The 19135-nt window shown below is 57.6% G+C and carries 15 protein-coding genes; 6 read left to right on the top strand and 9 right to left on the bottom strand.

The genetic code is table 11. The features are described 5' to 3' along the window. The first annotated feature begins 107 nt into the window (after positions 1 to 107). From SD425_RS13935 to SD425_RS13945, 3 genes are all read left to right on the top strand, one after another. Entirely contained in the window at positions 108 to 1688 is a 1581-nt protein-coding gene (locus tag SD425_RS13935; protein ID WP_324670547.1) for a SusD/RagB family nutrient-binding outer membrane lipoprotein, read from the top strand. Between the two features lie 50 nt (positions 1689 to 1738). Beyond that, positions 1739 to 2866 carry a sulfatase-like hydrolase/transferase gene (locus SD425_RS13940; RefSeq protein WP_324670548.1) on the top strand — a complete coding sequence of 376 codons (1128 nt, stop codon included), beginning with the start codon at positions 1739 to 1741 and terminating at the stop codon, positions 2864 to 2866. Positions 2867 to 3061: 195 nt separating this feature from the next. Beyond that, positions 3062 to 4300, top strand: coding sequence for an alkaline phosphatase family protein (locus tag SD425_RS13945; RefSeq protein WP_324670549.1), 1239 nt, complete (start codon positions 3062 to 3064; stop codon positions 4298 to 4300). Positions 4301 to 4498: 198 nt separating this feature from the next. On the opposite strand, the gene SD425_RS13950 is transcribed toward SD425_RS13945, so the two are convergent. Next, entirely contained in the window at positions 4499 to 5233 is a 735-nt protein-coding gene (locus SD425_RS13950) for an HAD family hydrolase (RefSeq protein WP_324670550.1), read from the bottom strand. A gap of 111 nt (positions 5234 to 5344) precedes the next feature. Between SD425_RS13950 and SD425_RS13955 the strand changes: the two genes are divergently transcribed. From SD425_RS13955 to SD425_RS13965, 3 genes are all read left to right on the top strand, one after another. Then, positions 5345 to 5920, top strand: coding sequence for an XRE family transcriptional regulator (locus SD425_RS13955; RefSeq protein WP_324670551.1), 576 nt, complete (start codon positions 5345 to 5347; stop codon positions 5918 to 5920). 297 nt (positions 5921 to 6217) lie between these two features. After that, positions 6218 to 7396, top strand: coding sequence for a TIGR03364 family FAD-dependent oxidoreductase (locus tag SD425_RS13960; RefSeq protein WP_324670552.1), 1179 nt, complete (start codon positions 6218 to 6220; stop codon positions 7394 to 7396). A gap of 248 nt (positions 7397 to 7644) precedes the next feature. Beyond that, entirely contained in the window at positions 7645 to 8262 is a 618-nt protein-coding gene (locus SD425_RS13965; RefSeq protein WP_324670553.1) for a hypothetical protein, read from the top strand. A gap of 95 nt (positions 8263 to 8357) precedes the next feature. On the opposite strand, the gene trmB is transcribed toward SD425_RS13965, so the two are convergent. The 8 genes from trmB to SD425_RS14005 all read right to left on the bottom strand — a co-directional run bounded on the left by trmB (position 8358) and on the right by SD425_RS14005 (position 19131). Further along, complete coding sequence (gene trmB, locus SD425_RS13970) at positions 8358 to 9011, bottom strand: tRNA (guanosine(46)-N7)-methyltransferase TrmB (RefSeq protein ID WP_324679543.1); 654 nt, start codon at positions 9009 to 9011, stop codon at positions 8358 to 8360. A gap of 80 nt (positions 9012 to 9091) precedes the next feature. Continuing rightward, on the bottom strand, positions 9092 to 10399 hold the full coding sequence (locus SD425_RS13975) for a folylpolyglutamate synthase/dihydrofolate synthase family protein (RefSeq protein ID WP_324670554.1): 1308 nt from the start codon (positions 10397 to 10399) through the stop codon (positions 9092 to 9094). A 119-nt stretch (positions 10400 to 10518) separates the two neighbouring features. Next, on the bottom strand, positions 10519 to 11442 hold the full coding sequence (locus SD425_RS13980) for a hypothetical protein (RefSeq protein WP_324670555.1): 924 nt from the start codon (positions 11440 to 11442) through the stop codon (positions 10519 to 10521). A 101-nt stretch (positions 11443 to 11543) separates the two neighbouring features. Continuing rightward, the gene (locus tag SD425_RS13985; protein ID WP_324670556.1) at positions 11544 to 11948 is read right to left on the bottom strand and encodes a biopolymer transporter ExbD; all 405 of its coding nucleotides are present in this window, start codon (positions 11946 to 11948) and stop codon (positions 11544 to 11546) included. Between the two features lie 89 nt (positions 11949 to 12037). Further along, positions 12038 to 12745, bottom strand: a complete 708-nt coding sequence (locus tag SD425_RS13990; RefSeq protein ID WP_324670557.1) for a MotA/TolQ/ExbB proton channel family protein — start codon at positions 12743 to 12745, stop codon at positions 12038 to 12040. A gap of 1 nt (position 12746) precedes the next feature. Beyond that, on the bottom strand, positions 12747 to 13919 hold the full coding sequence (locus tag SD425_RS13995) for an SPOR domain-containing protein (protein ID WP_324670558.1): 1173 nt from the start codon (positions 13917 to 13919) through the stop codon (positions 12747 to 12749). A gap of 151 nt (positions 13920 to 14070) precedes the next feature. Further along, positions 14071 to 15807: a hypothetical protein gene (locus tag SD425_RS14000; protein ID WP_324670559.1), complete on the bottom strand. Its 1737-nt coding sequence runs from the start codon at positions 15805 to 15807 to the stop codon at positions 14071 to 14073. An 87-nt stretch (positions 15808 to 15894) separates the two neighbouring features. Further along, on the bottom strand, positions 15895 to 19131 hold the full coding sequence (locus SD425_RS14005) for a tetratricopeptide repeat protein (protein WP_324670560.1): 3237 nt from the start codon (positions 19129 to 19131) through the stop codon (positions 15895 to 15897). Positions 19132 to 19135: the final 4 nt, after the last annotated feature.

The raw sequence follows: 19135 nt of genomic DNA on the forward strand, positions 1-19135 counted from the left end.
ATTCCGAGTGAGGCGAGGAATCTGAGTTGGACATTGGAACGGTACATCCAGATTCCTCGCCTTGCTCGGAATGACAATCCATCATTTACTTGAAAATCGTCATTCGGATGAAAAATATCGTCAAAACATGCTTCCTGCCGGTTCTGCTTGCCTTGGCCACCACCGGCTGCAACAAGGATTTTGAGGAGCTGACTATCAACGAGAACAAGCCCAACAGCGTGCCCGCTTCGCTGCTGCTCAATGGCATTCTCAACGATGCTTTTGAAGCGCCCAATGGCCAGTACGAAGCCTGGGACCAATACTACCTCAACAACTACGACTACTACGGCAACAACCGCTACGACTTCGGCAGCGGCACAATCTACTACACCACGCTCAAGAACGTGGGCCTGATGGAAAGCCAGGCGCGTACCGCAGGCCTCGATGCCGTGAACCCGTATGAGGCGCTCGGCAATTTCTTCCGGGCCTACCTTTTCACCCGCATGAGCCTGGAAATGGGTGACATCCCGCAGTCGCAGGCGTTGCAGGGTCTAGCGGCACTCACTCCTGCTTACGACGCCCAGAAGGACGTTTTCACCCAGGCGTTTACCTGGCTGGAAAGCGCCAACACGGACCTAGCTAGCCTCATTGCCGGCGGCACCACGACCGTGACGGGCGACATTTACTTTAACGGCGACCTGAAGCAGTGGCAAAAAGTAGTGAACACCTTGCGTCTGCGTCTGCTGCTTTCACTGAGCAAGAAAACCGCGGAACAGGACCTAGCTCTAGCCTCGCAGTTTGCGGCCATCGTGAACAACCCCACGAAGTACCCGCTCATGCAGGCCAATGCCGACAACATGCAGTACGTGTACATCGCGGCGACGAACAACTTCTATCCCAATAACAACCGCAACTTTGGGCAGGACGGATCACGCAAAAACATGTCGGCCACTTATGTGAGCCTGCTCACGCGCCTCAAGGACCCACGGGTGTACATGACCTGCGAACCCGCCCGCTACTCCGTTGATAATCTGAAGCAAAGTGCTACTGATTTCGCCTCCTTCGTGGGCGCTGACGCCGGGCTCGACCTAGGTGAGATGTACAACAATGCCGGCCAGCAGAAGTACTCCTTCCTGAACCGCAAGCGCTATTTCTCTACCCTCACCGGTGAGCCGAGCATTCAGATTGGCTACCCCGAGCTGTGCTTTAACATTGCCGAGGCCATCAACCGCGGCTGGGTGATCGGCAACGCTGAAACCTACTACACGGCCGGCATTCAGGCGTCGATGCTGTACTACGGCATCCCGACCAACGGCAACCTGACGGCCTCCTTCTACCGCCCCGGCTCCACGGACGTGACCAGCGCCGCGAACTACGACACCTACACTGTGCCCTTCAGCTTCAGCGACTACTACGCCCAGCCCACCGTGAAATACGCGGGCGGCACCACCGGTCTGACGCAGATTGTGCAGCAGAAATACCTAGCCTTGTTCCGGCACTCGGGCCTAGAAGCCTACTACAACTACCGCCGCACCGGCGTGCCCAACTTTACGACTGGCCCAGGCACCGGCAACAGCGGCCGGATAGCGTTGCGCTTCCAGTATCCGACATCGGAGCGCACGGCGAATACCGCTAACTACCAAGATGCTTTGCAGCGGCAGTTTGGCGGGAATGACGATATTAACGGGGTGATGTATCAGCTGAAATAGCGGCTGACGGTTCGATGCTCTCCTACCTTTCAACCTGATCGAGCGAATGTATGCGTCTACTAAAATCCTTTCTCCTGCCAGTGCTGGGCGCGGCGTGCCTGCAACAAGCAGCAGCACAAGCCCCCAAGCCGCGCACGGAGAACGTCGTGCTCATTACCCTGGACGGCATGCGCTGGCAGGAAGTATTTGGCGGCGCCGATACCACGCTGTTCAAGCAAAGCAAGCATTACTACTCCGACCGCAAGTCGCTGCAAACGCTCTTTGGACAATCTTCCACTGAGCAGCGCCGCCAAGCTCTCATGCCGTTCTTGTGGAGCACGGTCGTAAAGCAAGGCCAAGTGTACGGCAACCGGAACCTAGGCAGCTTGGTGAACGTGACGAACAACCAGTGGTTTTCTTACCCCGGCTACAACGAAATTCTGACCGGGGCCGCCGATAACGCCCGCATTCACAGCAACGACCCGCTCCCCAACCCCAACGTGACGGTGCTGGAAAAGCTAAACCAACAGCCCGCCTTCAAGGGCAAAGTGGCCGCGTTCGGCTCGTGGCAGGTGTTTCCCGCCATCATCAACGAACAGCGCAGCGGCCTGCCCGTCAATGCCGGCACGGATGGCGCCGACGGACCCGGCCTGAGCGCGCAAGAGCAACTGCTGGACCACATGATGGCGGCTACGCCCAGCCCTTTCGGCGACGAGCGACTGGACTCGTTCACCGGTCAGTACGCCCTAGAGTACGTGAAGCGCAAGAAACCGAGGGTACTATTCGTGAGCTTTGGCGACACCGACGAGTTTGCGCATGAGGGCGAGTACGGCGCCTACCTGCATTCGGCCCACTACACGGATATGCTTATTCGCCAGCTGTGGGAGTACTTGCAAAGCGACCCGCAGTACAAGGGCAAAACGACCCTGCTCATCACCACCGACCACGGCCGCGGAGCCGCCGCCGAAGGCAAGTGGCGCGACCACGGCGCCAAGATCCCCGGCGCCGACCAGATCTGGCTAGCCGCCCTAGGCCCCGACACCGCACCCACCGGCGAGGCCAACACCGGCCAACTCTACCAGAACCAAGTAGCGGCCACGCTGGCCCAGTTGCTCGGCGCCCCCTTCACGCCTCCCTCCGCAGGCGGCGCGAGCATCAGCCCGATTGTAGGAAAGAACAACGCGGTAGGTAAGAACTAGTAAATCCACGCTTATAGCTAAAGGCTAGGAGCTAGTTCCCCTCCTTTTTTAAGGAGGGGTTAGGGGTGGTCAGACTAGAGCTATAAGTCTAGAGTTAGCTTATCGTTCAACGACAAGGAACCACCCCTAGCCCCTCCTTAAAAAAGGAGGGGAACTAGCTCCTAGCTTTTAGAACAGCGCAGTTAGTGACAACAGATGAAAAAGTATTTTCTGCTTCTGCTCAGCACCCTAGGTGCACACCTGCTGAGCGCGCAGCAACCTAGCCGCAAGGTGGTGTTTATCATCGCCGACGGCATTCCGGCCGACGTCATTGAAAAAGCCGCTACGCCCAACATCAAGAAAATAGCTACAGCCGGCACCTACCTGCGGGCTCATGTGGGCGGCGACCTAGGCACCTATACCGAAACACCCACCATCTCGGCGCCCGGCTACAACGACCTGCTCACCGGTACCTGGGGCTACAAGCACAACGTGTGGGACAATGCCATTAAAGACCCGAACTACCACTACAAGACCATTTTCCGCCTGCTAAAAGACCAGCAGCCCCAGAAGAAAACGGCCATCTTCTCGACTTGGCTCGACAACCGCACTAGGCTCTTAGGTGAAGGCCTGCCCGCCACCGACAAGCTGGTAGTAGACTACAAATTCGACGGCTACGAGCTCGACACCATCGCCTTCCCCCACGACAAGCAAAGCCTCTACACCCACGCCATCGATGATAAAGTGGTCAGTGAGGCAGCCAAGTGCCTGAAAGCGAACGGTCCGGATCTATCGTGGGTATACCTGGAGCACACCGACGACATGGGCCACCGCCACGGCGACAGTGAGCAGCTGCAACGGGCCGTCGGCTACCTCGACGAGCAAGTGGGGCGCATTCAGGAGGCGCTCGACTACCGTAAGAAAACCTACAAAGAAGATTGGCTGCTGGTCCTCACCACCGACCACGGACGCGACGCCCAAACTGGTAAAAACCACGGCCGCCAATCGGAGCGGGAACGCACCACCTGGATGGTACTCAGCGACAAAAACACGAATGCTTACGCACGGACTATGCAACCTAGCATCGTGGATATTCTGCCTACCATTACCCGCTTCATGCAGTTGCCCATACCGGCTACCATCAGCCGGGAGCTAGATGGGGTGCCACTCACTGGGCCGGTATCCATAGCCGCTCCGCAGGTGCAACTTGATGGCAGCAACCTGCGCGTTAGTTGGAAGAACCTAGCTACGGGCAAGTCGGAAAAGGTCAACGTATGGCTCGCCACGACTAACAACTTCAAGCAAGGCGGCACCGATACGTACACGCTGGTAGGTACCGTGCCCGCAGCTCAACAGTCGCTGAGTATCAACCGCAGCGACAAGCCTGCTACTTTCTACAAAGTCTTGCTGGAAGGTGAACATAACACCGTGAACCGCTGGCTTATGCCGAAGTAAACCACGGTAGGCGTAACGCGTTGGTAGTCCGAACGCTTCCTTCTTTGATTTACTCGAACGTCCTGCTTCATCTGGCGTCCGCTTGTCAAGCATCTCTACTGCTTTGTTCTCCTACCAGAGTTACTTTGGCGGTAGAGATGCTTCGACAAGCGGACGCCAGATGAAGCCAGATGAAGCAGGAACGATAAAACAGCTATTTTACACCAAGGCCAACTGCGCCTGCAAATGACGAGTCAGCTCCATCAACGAGGCGAACAAACCTTCATTCGGATATGGTGCCAGTTGCTCCCGCGTGTGCGTGCCATTGGTGAGACCTAGGCTGCGGGCGCAGCCCGCTCGCCGGCCCGATTCCAAATCCGAAGGCGTATCACCCACATTCCAGACGTGCTGCAGATCGGTGACGCCGAACACCTGCATGGCTTTCTGAATCATTAAGGGCGCAGGACGGCCCTCAGCTACTTCGTCGCTGGCAATGGATAAGTCAATGATGGATTGAGCATTGCCTTTGTGCTGCGCATCTAGTCCCGCATCCCAACCCAGGCGACCTAGGATAATATCAGTGACCTCGCGGTAGAAGCCCGTGGTGAGGGCAATTCGGATGCCCTGGCTTTTCAGAAAGGCAAACAGTTCCAGGCATCCCTCCGTGGGTACTACTTCCTGGGTGCGGTAGTGCGCCTCCAAAACGTCGCGAAACTCCCGGTAGCTGTACTCCACCTGCACCGGCAGCAGGTTCGCGCCGGCAGCACCTAGCTGCTCCTGCCATAATAGCTCAAACACAGCCCGTTTGGCTTGCCCCTGCACGGCCAAAATACGTTCGGGCGACGCGTGCAAACCGGTGGCGGCAGCCGCCTGTGCGAAGCAAGCTTCTACCTCGTGCAGGTCGCGGACGGTGGTGCCGGCCATATCCAGCACGATGAGTTGTAAAGGAGCCATAACACGTTAAAAGAGCGTTAACATATATGAAACAAAGATAAGCTCCTATCTTGCGCGTGGGCATTTCGGCTATCATGTTTGTGTTACCTTTTCCGCCTGTTCCTTTCTCGCATGAAGCACGATAAGCTAAGTTTAATTGGTCAGCGCATCCAGGAGTTGCGCAAAGCGAAAAAGATGAGTTTGCGCGAGCTAGCCAAGCGCAGCGACCTGTCGGTGGGGCTGCTCTCCAAGATTGAAAACTTCCGCACTGTACCCTCGCTTTCGGTGCTCGTAGCCATTGCCAACGCCCTGGAAGTCGACGTATCGGTGTTGGTAAAGAACATCAACGGCGAAACGGCGGCGTCTTACTTGCTGGTGCGCGCAGAAGAAGGAGAACTAGAAAAGCGCGACGATTCTAAAGGGCTGCTTTACAAATACCTGTTGTCGCAGGACCTAGCCAGCTACAGCTTGCGCGTCAATGAAGTGCTGATTAGCCCCCACACGTACCGCAAGCCGCTCTCAACGAATGCCTTGGAACTCATTCACGTGCTGGAAGGCGCCGTGCAATATGGCTTCAAGGAAGGCGAAGTGCACCTAGCTCCTGGCGATACGCTCTACTTCGATGGCATCCAAGCGCACTCAGTTCGCAACGATACTGAGCAGACCGCCCGCCTGTTTAAAGTTTACTTACTGCGCCATAATGAGTAAGCCCTTATCCTGAGAGCCCCATTGACAAAGAGCACGTCCTTTCGACCAACGGGAGAAATCTTGCGTGCTGATGCTGGCTTAGTAAACCTGATGAGTGGACTACCTTGGCACGCGAGATTTCTCCCGTTGGTCGAAATGACCACCTAGCTAGGCTATGCTCTTCGGGCTACTTGTTAGCCCCCGCTTTCCTATCAGCCCGGCTAACCCTTAAAAATAACGTATTCGTAACCAGCAGCTATGTTTCATACCAGTTAACATTCTGTAGGTTTAGCGACTGATATAGCTAGCTGGGAAGCCATGAACAACACATACGATCTGATTATTGTGGGGGCGGGTGCCTTGGGTACTTTTCACGCGTACTTCGCCTTGCAACGCGGGCTGCGAGTCCTACTATTGGAGAAAGACGCACAACCGATGGAAGCCACAGTACGCAACTTTGGCCAGATCATTCCGTCGGGCATGTCGGAGGATGAGTGGTTCGACTACGCCCGCGTGAGCCTCGCTACGTACAAGGCCATTCAGGCGGAACACGATATTTCCATTCGACCCAACGGCTCCCTGTACCTAGCTTCCTCACCGATGGAAATGCAGGTATTGGAAGAAAAGCACGACCGATACAAAGCCCTTGGCTACGCCTCGCAGGTACTCACGGCTGCGCAGTGCCGGCAGCGGCTACCCGCCGTCCGCACCGATTACTGCGCCGGCGGCCTCTTGTTCGAGCAGGAAGTCACGGCCGAGCCCGACCAGATGATTCACCGGCTGCTGGCGTATTTGGTAGAACGTTGGAACCTAGTTTATCGGCCCGCGACGCCGGTGCGGGAGGTAAAGGCGGGCTCAGGCAGTTGCGAAGTATTCGACACCCTAGGTGGTCGCTACGCGGCGGCGCAGGTGCTAGTGTGCAGCGGCCGCGACTCTAAGTTTCTGTTTCCGGAAGTGTTTGCGGCGAGCGACTTACAATTGTGCAAGCTGCAGATGCTGGCGACCTATCCTCTGCCCCAAATACACCTGCCCGGCTCTATTCTGACAGGCTTATCCATCCGACGCTACTACGCCTTTAAAAGCTGTCCCTCCTTTCCGCTGCTGCGCCCGGAAGAAGTTGAGCCAGCACTGCGCCAGTGGGGTATTCACCTGCTGTTCAAACAAGCCGTAGATGGCTCCATTATCATCGGCGACACCCACGAATACGCCGACCTCGCGGCTTCTGACACCCTGGACTTCAACAACTCCGACCAGCTCAACCAGCTGATGCTCACGGAAGCCCGCCGCATCCTCGACCTCCCCGATTGGCGCATGCAGCGCGCCTGGAATGGCTATTACACCCAGAGTAAGTCGCAGGAAATCTTCCAGCATTCCCCCGATCCGCGCATTCACATCATCACCGGCATCGGCGGCAAAGGAATGACTACGGCCTGCGGTTTTGCCCAACACAACGTAGCCCAGCTCGGCCTAGGTCGCTTGCAGCCGCTGGCAAATTAGTTACCCTTTTACCAACTTAGAAGTAACCGTTAGTAGCCGCCGCGGCAGAGACTGGCGGAGCGTGCCGAGGCTAGGTAGTTGTACTGCCATGCAGGGCGCGGGGCTGTGCCTGGTTAGGGCGCGAACGTAGATTCCTCACGCGAATAGAATGACAGCCGTACTTTTCTTCAATATTTGTACTCGCACTACTTCGAGGTCTGTCACAACCTAGTTTGCGCAGGCTCTACGTTCCTCCGTTTTCTTTTCTCATGGCTCTTATTATTCCCGTGCTCGTGCGCGGCATCAACAACCTTTCAGACGCCCGCTACTGCGCCGGCATGGGCGCCGATGGTCTTATCTTCACCCTCGACCCTAGCTTGCCGGGCGCCGTCGACGTGGCTACCGTGAAAGAGCTAGCCGGCTGGGTCGCCGGCGTGGAGCTGATTGGGGAGTTTAGTGCCACGCTGCCGGTGTCAGAAATCAACCGACTTGTGGAAGAATGCGGCTTGCAGCGGGTGGCTTTGCGGCAGCCACCTACCAGTCCGTTGAGTGTACCCGTTCTGTTGCACGTACCACTGTATCTTCTGTTCGATAAGCGCTTCACAGAGGAAACGCGCGCTCAGTATACAGCCTTGTTCCCAGCTGGCTTTGCTCTAACGTCCACGCTCGACTCCACCCTCTCTGACGAGCAAGCAGCGACTTTGGCTAGCATCGCTAAGCACACGCCTCTGTGGTTGCGTGACGCCATCACCCCTGCTAGTTTACCTACTTTGCTAACGCAAGTTCGCCCCGCGGGACTCGTGCTGGAAGGCGGTGACGAAATCAAACCCGGCCTGCGCGACTTCACGGAGCTGGAAGCTGTGTTTGAAGCGCTAGAGGAAGAATAACCGCGCAAGTTGTTTGTACAAAAAAGCCTGCGGGCGCCAACTACTATAGCTTGGCGCCGCAGGCTTTGTGCATTTCTATGTTTTCTGAATGCGACCTAGGTCAAGGTAAACTGCACGTATTTAATGGGAATACCCTCGGCGCGGAAGCGGCGCTCGTAGTGCGTCTGGATGTCTTCGGCGTGGGGCAGCAGCTCGGGCGTGGCGTAGAGGTCTTTCGTATGAGCCAGCACCGTGGCACCGGGGCGCTGCTGCACGGTTTCGAGGGTAAAATCGAACAGCGGCTCGTTGTCGGTTTTGAGGTGCACCAGGCCGCCGGGGCGTAGCACCTGCTGATACAGGTTGAGGAAGCGTGGCGAAGTCAGGCGGCGCTTGATGTCCCGGTCGCGGGGGCGCGGGTCGGGGAACGTCACCCAGATTTCGCTCAGCTCGCCGGGGGCGAAATGGTGGAGTAGCGTTTCAGCGCGTGTGCGCACGAAGCCTACGTTCGTCAGTTTTAGCTCCTCGGCGCGGGTGCTACCAATCCAGATCCGGTCGCCCTTGATATCAAGCCCGAGAAAGTTGCGCTCCGGATAGCGCGCGGCCAGGCCCACGGTGTAGTCGCCTTTGCCGCAGCCCATTTCCAGAGTAATCGGGTTTTCGTTATGAAAGAACTCCTGTTGCCAGCGGCCACCTAGCTGCTCGTAGGTGGGCTTGCCGGGTTCTACAATATCGGCGCGCTCTGCGTTATGGGCGAAGCGCTGCAATTTCACTCGACTCAAGGGTATTGACTGGTTAAATGGTTAATTGTTGCTTGCTGTTGGGCCACAGCCTTCTGCGGGCTAGGTCGCTCTCACGTGTACAACTCCTCTACCTCGGCCACCACAAAGGTACTACCGCCGATAAATACCACATCATCTGGTCCAGCCGCTTCCCGGGCCGCTTGCACCGCCGCTGGCACCGGACCATACACGTCGCCGTGCAGCCCCACGGCGCCCGCCTGCTTCGCCAGCTCCAGGGCAGGCAAAGCGCGGGGAATATCGGCTTGGCAGAAATAATAAATGGCATCGGTGGGCAGCAGCGTGAGCATCTTGCTCACGTCTTTGTCATTCACCACGCCCAACACAAAGTGCAAGCGCTGGCGCGGAATCCGAGCCAGCTGCGCCGTCACGAATCGCAGTCCCGCTTCATTGTGCCCCGTATCGCAGACGACCAAGGGTCGCCGACCTAGGATGGTCCAGCGGCCGCGGAAGCCGGTGAGGCGGCGCACGTCGCGCAAGCCCACACGCACAGCCGCCTCCGGCAGTTGGAAGCCTTGCCGCCGCAGCTCGTCAACAACGGCCAACACACCCGGCAAGTTCAAGCGCTGGTAGTCGCCCACCAAACCTAGGTCCACATCCTCCAAATACGGCACCCCCAGTCGCGCGATACGCAGCCGCTGCATGGCCACATCGGGCCGGGTCGGCATAGCCTCCTCGGCGTGATAAAGCACGTCGGCAAACACCAACGGCGCTTTCTCTTCCCGCGCTTTTTGCTCAAACACCGCCACTACTTCTTCCTGCCGCTGACTTACTATCACGGGCACGCCAGGCTTGATGATACCAGCTTTTTCCGCCGCAATTTCTGGCAATGTGTTGCCCAGAATGGCTTGGTGGTCAAAGCTGATGTTGGTGATGAGCGACACCAGCGGCGTGATGATGTTGGTAGAATCCAGCCTACCTCCTAGCCCAACCTCCACAATGGCCACATCCACTTGCTGCTCGGCAAAGTACGAGTACGCCAGTGCCACGCACATTTCAAAAAAGGAGGGCTGCACCTGCTCAAACAACGGACGCCACTTTTCCACCCATTGCACCAAGTAATCTGGGGCTAGGTCCTGGCCGTCGATTTTGATGCGCTCAGTGAACTCGCGCAGGTGGGGCGAGGTATACAAGCCCACCCGGTAGCCGGCCGCCTGCAACACGGCCGCTAGCAGGTTGGAGCTGCTGCCCTTGCCGTTCGTGCCCGCCACGTGCACTGCCCGAAACTTCCGCTCCGGGTGCCCCATGGCTTCGGCCAAGGCTTCGGTATTCGCGAGCCCTGGCTTAAACCCGGCCGCGCCCACGCGCTGAAACATCGGCAGCTGTTGGTAGAGGTAAGCGAGGGTTTCGGCGTAGTTCATACGAGTAGAGGCACAAAAGTCTGAATCAACAAGCTGCGGGCAAGCCGCGGTTGAAGTATTATAACAACGCCGCCGACCGGAAGTCCAGTCGGCGGCGTTGCAAAAGTAAGTAGTCGACGTTAATGGGAACCGATTACGTAAACAATGGTGCCCGTCGCGCCACCGGAGCCCGAGGCTACCCGCTTGAAGGTGGCTTTACGCTGCACCATGTCGCGGTAGAAGTTGGCAACCTGGGGCGACACCGTAGTCGATACCACCGTTACGTTGTCGACGTTGCCGTCCTCGTCAATCTTGATGCGGAGCACCACGCGGCCGCTTTCACTGGATGGGTCCTGGTCGCGGGGGCGGTTTTCGAAGGCCCAACCAGGCATGTTCAACGCTCCATTTCCCGAACCGGGGCTACTACCACTGCCGCCGCTGCCAGGTTTGCCGTACAGGGCCTTGGCGTCGAGCGAACCGTTTGGGTCACCCTGGTCACCCACTGCGCCGGGTCGGTCGCCGTTGTTGTTGCCGGTAGGCATGTTGCTAGTGCCATTCACGCCGTTGCCGCCACCACTGGCAGTCCCGCGGGGCGTGTAGAGCGTGCGGGCCTTCTCCACGGGTTTCGGCGGCGCAGGTGTTTCGGCTACCACAGGCCGGGTTTCGCGCACCACCTCTTTCGGCGGCGACGACTTCTCCACGGGCGGCACTTTCACCGGGGCGTCTTCCGCCTCGCTGGTGATTACCTTTTCATCGGCTGGGGGCGTACGCACCGCTGGTTGCGGCGTGGCCGCCGCTACGGCCTTTGGCTGCGGATTAGGGTTGGCAGCCGGCGGGCGGCTATCCTCCAGGTTTTTGGAGTCGTTGGCGGGAGCTAGGCTCTGAATGTCGCCGGAGCCGGCTTCGTCTACGCCGTAGTTGAGCTCCACGCCGTCGCCACCTAGAGTATCGAGGGGCGGATCGGGGCCTTTGAACACAGTAAAAATGAATACCGCCGCCAGCGCCAGGTGAATAATCACCGTGCCGATCATGGCCTCGCGGCGGTGCTCTTCGCGGTATTCCATTGGTTTTGATTTGTTTGTTTTGGTTGTTGGCTTTCGCTTGACTTGCCTGTGGAAGTTAGCAAGCGCTAAAAACCTAGGTCAGGCAAACAGCCAGCAACTACTTATGCCTTCTGCTGGGCCTGCGTAGCCATTACCATTTTAATCTTGAGCCGGTTGCCTATTTCCAGAATATCTACCAGCTTCTGCACGTTCAACGAGGCATCGACGCGCAGTACAGCAGTTGGGCTTTCCAGCCCCTGTACTTTCTGCGCTAAAGCGGGCTCTAGCGTTTCTGGGGTTACGGGCACTTTGTCCAAGAAATACTGCCCCGCGGCATTCACCGAGATGGTAATGGGCTGCTTCATGGCCTGCTTGCCCGAGCGGGCATTGGGCAGCATGAGCTTGATAATGTTGGGGTTGACCATCGTCGAAACGATTAGGAAGAATAACATCAGGAAGAACATGATGTCATTCATCGAGCTGGTCTCTACGTGCGAGGAAAGCTTACGACGCCGGGAAAGATTCATGGCTAAATGATGAGTGACTGAGTAGCGGAGTGACTGAGTGAGGTTCTTTAACGATTCACTTAGTCACTCCGCTACTCAGTCACCCAGTTTTAATTGTCCTGAAGAATATCCATGAACTCGATAGCCGAGTTTTCCATCCGGAATACGAGGCGCTCGACCATGATGCTGAGCCAGTGATAACCCACGTGGGCGATAATACCGACGATGAGGCCAGCCGCCGAAGTTACCATCTTGGTGTACAAACCACCCGAAATTTGGGCGATACCGAAGTCACCAGTAGTGCTGATGGCGTAGAAAATCTTGATAACCCCAATGATGGTACCCACGAAGCCAAGCATAGGCGCAATACCGGCGATGATACCGAGGATGCTGATGTTCTTTTCCAGCCTCGCTACTTCTACCTTGCCCACGTTTTCCACGCTAGCTTCAATATCCTTGAGCGGCAGACCAATGCGGCGAATGCCTTTCTCGATCATGCGGGCTAGCGGCGAAGGGTTCTGTGCGCAGAGTAGCTTGGCGCCTTGCAGATCCCCTTTCACCATCAGTCCGCGGATGCCCGCCATGAAGGAATCGGGGTTTACCGCGGCGCGCCGAATGGTGATGTAGCGCTCAATGATGACGTAAATGGAAATGAACGAGAGCAGGAAGATGGGCACCATAATCCAGCCCCCTTGCAAAATCAAATCGATAAGCGACAGTCCGGGCGTAGCAGCTGCTTGGGCGTTAGCCGCCACGGCGGCCGTATCGGCGGGAGCAGTAGTAGCAGCGGTGGTAATCTGCAATAAGAGAGAGGTCATGCTAATATTTGAGAATCCAAATAGAACCTAGGCGCTTGCGCAGAATTTCAGCCTGCCGATCCGCGGAAGTACGGTCGGCAAAGTCTGCTACAGACAGCTTGTATTGGCGGCCGCCGGGCTTCGGCAGAATTACGCGGGCGGGCTTGCCTAGGCGCACCAGTGCCTGGCGGCCTTTCTCGGCTCCAGCTAGGCTCCGGTAGCTGCCCGCAATAATGTAATAACGGCCCGTTGCTGCTTTAATTGTCGAGCTAGCATCTTCCTTCACGGTGGAGACTTCCGCCTTCTCCCAGCCCGGTGCAGGCTTCTTGGCTTTGGCAGCCGCCTTCGGCACCGATTGCTTCGGTGGAACCACCGCAACTGGCTTTTCTACTTTGGCAGCAAGTGCCACAACAGCTGGTGCTTTTTCGACTTCGGCTGGTGCTGGCGTTTCTACAACCGGCTCAGCCGTCACGCTGGCGGCTGGGGCAGCGTTGTTCCAGTCATCGTTGGCAAGTGCCGCCTGCTGCCGTGCGATGATCTTCTTAGTGGCCATGGGTGCCAGGCGCGCCGGTGCCGCTTGCTCCTGCCCCGCTCCTGACGTAAAGTTTTCGGGCAGGTAGCCTTGGCGCAACGCAAACAGGTAGTTTGCGCCTACTGCCAGCGCAACAACTATCACGGCTGCCGCTGCCTTGAGCAGCTTCGTTTGGCGGCGCGAGCGACCAGCGGCGAGCAGCGGTGCAGCGGCTTGCCGCTCGCGGGCTAGCAGGGCGTCGGTAGCGCGGACGGGGCGCGACACTAGCTCGGGCAGGCCATAGCTAGCGGGCAGCAAATTTTGGTTGCCCGTGTACTCGAACTCGATACCCCGCCCCACAGCGCGGCGCAAATAGCCAATACCCACCAGTTCCACGCGGCGGTTGCTAGCTAGCTCTTCTTCCATGCGCTGCACGGCGGCGTGCACTTGCTCGCGGGCCTGAGCTGTGGTGAGGCTAGTAGCGCGGCTAATAGCGTCCACCAGCAAGCCATCGTTGCGGGTTAGGGCCTGGTTGAAGGCCACACGCTTGGTAGGCGGCGCGAGGGTATGCCGCACGGGATGAATCTGCGCCGGGGCGTATTCGGCAATGAGCCCGCCAAAATCCGGGATTATGACGCAGTCATGGTCCCGAAGTAAGGTGCGGATTGGTTCAGAAAGATTCATTCAGTTGAGTTGCAGGTGGAGCGAAAAGGTAGTCCGACGATGAGCAGCGGCTTGGATGATCAAAAGCTACGGCTCGCTGGCTTAGTAGTCAGGCCAGCGAGCCGTAGCTTTTATCACATTAGCATGCGTGCGCATGAACGAATTTACCGCATCAAAAATCGTAGGTTACGCCCGCTAATACGTTAAATCCTTTCACTGGGTAGTTCAAGAATCGCTCGTACTTACGGCCGAGTAGGTTATTGCCTAAGGCAAAGATGGATAGTTTTTCTAAAATACGGTAATCAGCGCGCAGGTTCAGGTCAATAACCGAGTCGGTAGGACGGATTACTTCGCGGAAAGTCACCGTCTGCGGCTGGTACTGGAAGCCCGTGCCATAGCTAGAGCTGTAGGTGTACAGCTCGGCGCCAAGCAGCAGTTTGCTGTACATATTGTAGCTAGCAAATAGCGTGCTTTGGAAGGCGGGCCGGTGAAAAGCTTTGGCTAGGCTATGGACTTTGTAGCCGTTATAGTCAGCTTTGAAGCCGATGCGAAACTGCTCGGTAGCGTCGTAAATCGCCTCGCCATGAATGTTCAGCAATTGGGTGGCTTTCTTGTCGTATACTAAGTTGAAGCGCGTCGAGTCGCCGCGGTACAACGGGTTGTTTAGGGAGCCCGGCGATAGGTAGCCGGCGTTGTTGTAGAAATACAGATTCCGGTCGTTGCTTAGGGTCACTTTGGCGTTCAGCTCCAGGGAGCGCACCGGCGTGGAGTTGAAGCCAAAGTAGAGCGTCGGGCCACGGTGCGTATCGGCTACGCGCTGGTTGGAGCCTAGCCAGGGGTTTTCCGTTGTTAGGTCGTAGAGGGTAACCCGCTGCAAGCCGCCACCCAAGCCGCCAAAGACCACAAACTTGTCTTCCGCGACGGTGTAGCCCAGACGCACCGCTGGATAAACGTTAAACTGGCTCGCTGTGCCCACGGTGTCGCCGGTATAGCCAATGGTGGCCCCAATCGAAACCGCCAAGCGGTTGAGGGTTACTTCGTAGGCGGGCGTGAACTGCACAAACGGCCGGCTCACGGTGCCAAACGAGTCTTTTTGGGAAATAAAGGAAACGTCACCATTAATAGCGACGCGACCTTTCTCGCCGAGTGCGTAACCGGAACGCAGCGTGGCGTAGATATTATTTTCGCGCGCGGCAAACCTATCCTTCCAGAAATTATAACCGATACCTAGGTCGAACTGGAACGGTGCGTCGGCGGCGCGGTTACGTACGTACACCTTTGCCGCAACCCGCGTGAACGTCTGCTTAATGCTATCGGCATCGGGCGGCAGGCGCGAGGTTTCTTGGTTGTAGCCGTAGAAATTGTACCTATCCCGCCCAAAAGCTAGCTTGCCGCCGATGGTTACAGGGCCATTGTACGTCTCGCCATTCAGGCCTAGGCTGGTCTGACTGGAGCCAGAGTTGCGTTTGTCAACTGGGCCGTTGGCGGAGGAAATATGGCTGAAATCCAGACCGTAAGATCCGGCGGTGCTGCGCGTGTTGTGCAGGTACGCTTTGCCGTAGAGTGTGCCGTAGTTGCCAATGGCGCCCTTCACGTAGTTGCCCGTTTGCGGGGCTAGCTCCTCCTGCCGAATGGTCAGAACGCGCACGGAGGGGTTGAGCAGATCGGCGGGTAAGCGGTAATCAGGGTAGGTATACGCCGGTTTTTGGGTCTGCTTGGCGGGCGCCTCAATCCTGATTTTATCGAAGTTGCGCGTGGCTTCCGGCAGCTCGTTCACCCGCTCTTTCACGATTTCGATTTCGGCATCTTCAATCTTGCCGCCGGTGCGTTGCGCCCACCCCCGATGAGGTGCAGCAGCCAGCAGCAGCGCGGCGAAGGCCAGGAAGTGAGGCGAGCGAAATGGTATCATGTAGTGCTTAGTGCTTGGGGCCTAGCTTAGTTCTGGGCGCCAACTGTTTATTGTCTGTTTTACTTCTCGCTAAGGCTGACGCCCGGCTTACTTTTCCGCACCTTCCGATGTGGGCGGCGGCGCTACGGGTGTTGCCGTTGAGTCGGCGGGGGCTGTGGGGGCCACATCCGCTGGTGTGGATTGCAGTGAGTTGCGCGGCGCCGTCTTGCTACCAGCCGGAGTTTTCGGCGTAGTAGCTGGCTTCGCAGTCGACGCTTTGGGCTGCGCAGGCGTTGCTTTCGGCGCGGCAGTTGGCGTCGCCGGCGCGTCTGCGGGTAATGCAGTCAGGCGTTGCTTCGCCCCATCTATTATCTCCGCCACCGGAAACTTGTTGTCGATAATAGAGTTCAGCGTCGCCCGCGCCTGGAACGTCTCGCCCTGCGCCGTGTAGATGTCGGCAATCAGCAGGAATGAGCGACCCTGCCATAGGTCGTAGTTGGAGGCGTTGTTCTTGAAGGCCGCATCCAAGGCTTCCGGATACTTCTTCTGCTCGAACAACACCTGCGCCAACAGGTACTGGGCTTCTGCCCCATTCTCGTCGGTGGCGCTCGCTGCGGTGGTGAGCTCCGTAATGGCCTGGTCGAGGTTGGCCGCTTTGTAGCTCGCCTTGCCTAGGTACAGCAACGCAGCGTTGGTGGCGTTGAGCGAAGCCCCGCCTAAAGCGCGCAGTTCTTCGGCCACACGGCGGGTACCAGCGTAGTCGCCGCTTTCGTAATAGCTCTTCATCAAGCCGATACCGGCATTGGCTACTTCGCGCTTGTTCTGCGACACTTCACGCAAGCGAGTGTAGTACTTGATGGCCTCCGGATAGTTCTTATTTTCAAACTCGAGGTCGGCCACACGGCCCACAGCACGGTTCACAAACTCGCTCTTGCCTTCTTCCACCACGGCGCGCATGCGCGGCAGGGCTTCGGCCTTGTTGCCTAGCTTCAAGTACGAATCGGCCAGGTAGTAGCGCCCATCCGTAGCCAGTGCGTTGTCGGGGTGCTGCTTGATGTAGGCATCCAAGCGTGGGATGGCCTGCTGGTACTTCTCCGCCAAATACAGCGACTTCGCCGACTCAAATTCCACGGTTTCGGTGGCTTTGCTGTCGGGGTTCTGCTGCTTGTACTGGGCTAGGTATTGGTCGAACTCCTCCGGGCGACCTAGTGCGGCTAGGCTCTGCTGCAAGCTGTAGATGGCGCTGCTGGCCGACTTGGTACGCGGATACTGCGTGAGCACCTGCTTGAAATCGACCACGGCTTTATCGTGCTGATCGAGGTTGGCGTACGCCACGCCCCGCTTCTGCAACGCCTGCGGAATCAGCGCGCTGTTCGGGCGGTTGTCGATCAGCTTCGTGAAGCCAGCCACGGCAGGTTGAAAATTACCTGCTTCGAACTCAAACTGGGCCTGCTGGTACACGGCATCGTCGGCGTAGCGCGACTGCGGAGCCGTTTTTAGCAGAGTATTCAGCGCACTAGCAGCCTCGTCGCGGCGCCCCATCAGCCCGAGCGTTACGCTCTTTTGATAATAGGCATAATCCTTATCGGATGCATTGGCTTGAATGACTTTGTCGTAGAGGTCTAAGGCCTGCGGGTAGTTCTTACCTATGTAGTAGGTGTCGGCCAAGCGCAGCGTCACGTCGTAGTAGTTCGGGTCGGCGGGTTTGGCTACGGGGTCTTTCAGCCAAGCCTGGAACTGGGTGCGGGCGCGGTCGTACTGCTTGGTGTTGTAATACGCGTATCCTAGGCCATAGCGGGCTTTTTGGTCGAAATCCGTTTCAGCCGCGGAGCCGCTACGGGCCGTGCGTGCGGCAGCGGTGTAGCTCTGAATAGCCTCGGGGTATTTCTGCCCAACGCTATAAATCTCTCCTTTCAACACCTGCGCGGCGGCGCGCAAGGCATCGTCTTGCGGGTACTTCAGGCTCTTGTCGAGCAGGGGCAGCGCCTGCGTAAACTGGCTGTTGTTGTAGAAAGTAGCCGCCTGCAAATAAGCCACGCGCTGGTAGGTCCCGTTCAACTTGGTACTGCGGTCGTCGAGGTTATCGAGGTAGGTCAGTGCCTGGCTGTAGTCAGAAGAGTTCAGGAAACTCTCGCTGAGCAGATCGTCGGCAGCCGCGCGGTTTTTGGAGCGCGGATACTTCTTGCCGAAGTCTTTCAGGGTGGCAATTACCTCGGGCGTATTACCTAGCTCGGCGTTGACCTGGGCATACTTGAGGGTCGCATTTTCGCTGATGTTCTTGTCAAACGTTTGCTTGCGAGCCGCATCGAAGGCATTCAGCGCAGGTTGCTTTTGACCGGTTTGCAGGTAGCTCAAGCCTAGGTGGTAGGCGGCATTCTGCCCTAGCGAGTCGCGGCGAGCAGCTACGGTTTTCAGGCTGCCGATGGCACCTTTGTAGTCGCCCATCTTGTAGTTGGCGTAGCCGATCTTGTACTGCACCTCGGGCTCCATTTTCTTGCGCCCGGCCGCGTACTGGTCGAAGTATTTCGCCGCCGACTTGTAGTCGTTCTTCTGGTAGTACGCGTCACCAACAAGCAGCTGAATTTCGTCGGCGCTTTGGGGCGGCGGGGTTTGGGCCAGGGCTTTGGTTGCGTAGTCAATCAGCCCATCGAAGTTGCCTTCCTTGTAGTAAATCTGGCTCATCACGGCCGGCACCACGGGGCGGTAGGCATCGTTTTGCTCGGCAATAGCTAGGTCTTGGCGGGCGCCGGCGTAGTTGCCAGCGCGGTAAGCGAGGTAGCCAGCGTAGTAGCTGCTGGCGTAGCGGTACTGGTGCTCGCCTTGCTTGTTGCGGTCAAAGAGCAGCTTGGCTTTGTCAAACTCCTTTTGAGCGAAGTAGCTGTAAGCCAACTTAAACTCCGACTCGGCCCGCTGCTCGGTGGAGAGGTTATCACCCTCCACGCGCTGTAGGTAATCCGTGGCTTTGGCGTAGTCTTTCTTGTCGAAGTAAAACTTACCTAGCTCGAAGAAAGCCGCCGCCGCTTTGGGGTGCGTTGGGTTGTTGGCGGCAAACGCCAGCACCTCGCCTTCGGCGGCCGGGTGCAGCAGGTACAAGCCCGACACGGCGTAGTAGTATTCGGCGTCGGGGTTCCGGTCGCGCTCGTCGCCGCTGCGGCGCTGGGTTATTTCCCGGTAGTTCTGAAAGGCTTGCTGGGCGGCACCGTACTTGCCGCGGTCAAACAATTCGAGACCTTCCTGAAACAGGCGTTCATCGCTGGCGAAAACCTGGGTTTGCTGGGCGAGGGCGGCCGCGGGAGCTGCAGTGCTAAGCGTGGCGGCCAAGGCGAGCCGGGGAAATAACTTCATTGCG

Source organism: Hymenobacter sp. GOD-10R, assembly GCF_035609205.1.
GTDB lineage: Bacteria > Bacteroidota > Bacteroidia > Cytophagales > Hymenobacteraceae > Hymenobacter.

What these genes read in the sequence shown, in the direction of transcription:
- SD425_RS13950 (WP_324670550.1), bottom strand. Translation starts at nt 5,233, where the DNA reads ATGGCTCCTTTACAACTCATCGTGCTGGATATGGCCGGCACCACCGTC.
- SD425_RS13960 (WP_324670552.1), top strand. Translation starts at nt 6,218, where the DNA reads ATGAACAACACATACGATCTGATTATTGTGGGGGCGGGTGCCTTGGGT.
- SD425_RS13940 (WP_324670548.1), top strand. Translation starts at nt 1,739, where the DNA reads ATGCGTCTACTAAAATCCTTTCTCCTGCCAGTGCTGGGCGCGGCGTGC.
- SD425_RS13980 (WP_324670555.1), bottom strand. Translation starts at nt 11,442, where the DNA reads ATGGAATACCGCGAAGAGCACCGCCGCGAGGCCATGATCGGCACGGTG.
- SD425_RS13965 (WP_324670553.1), top strand. Translation starts at nt 7,645, where the DNA reads ATGGCTCTTATTATTCCCGTGCTCGTGCGCGGCATCAACAACCTTTCA.
- SD425_RS13985 (WP_324670556.1), bottom strand. Translation starts at nt 11,948, where the DNA reads ATGAATCTTTCCCGGCGTCGTAAGCTTTCCTCGCACGTAGAGACCAGC.
- SD425_RS13975 (WP_324670554.1), bottom strand. Translation starts at nt 10,399, where the DNA reads ATGAACTACGCCGAAACCCTCGCTTACCTCTACCAACAGCTGCCGATG.
- SD425_RS13945 (WP_324670549.1), top strand. Translation starts at nt 3,062, where the DNA reads ATGAAAAAGTATTTTCTGCTTCTGCTCAGCACCCTAGGTGCACACCTG.
- SD425_RS14000 (WP_324670559.1), bottom strand. Translation starts at nt 15,807, where the DNA reads ATGATACCATTTCGCTCGCCTCACTTCCTGGCCTTCGCCGCGCTGCTG.
- SD425_RS13995 (WP_324670558.1), bottom strand. Translation starts at nt 13,919, where the DNA reads ATGAATCTTTCTGAACCAATCCGCACCTTACTTCGGGACCATGACTGC.
- SD425_RS13990 (WP_324670557.1), bottom strand. Translation starts at nt 12,745, where the DNA reads ATGACCTCTCTCTTATTGCAGATTACCACCGCTGCTACTACTGCTCCC.
- SD425_RS13955 (WP_324670551.1), top strand. Translation starts at nt 5,345, where the DNA reads ATGAAGCACGATAAGCTAAGTTTAATTGGTCAGCGCATCCAGGAGTTG.
- SD425_RS14005 (WP_324670560.1), bottom strand. Translation starts at nt 19,131, where the DNA reads ATGAAGTTATTTCCCCGGCTCGCCTTGGCCGCCACGCTTAGCACTGCA.
- SD425_RS13935 (WP_324670547.1), top strand. Translation starts at nt 108, where the DNA reads ATGAAAAATATCGTCAAAACATGCTTCCTGCCGGTTCTGCTTGCCTTG.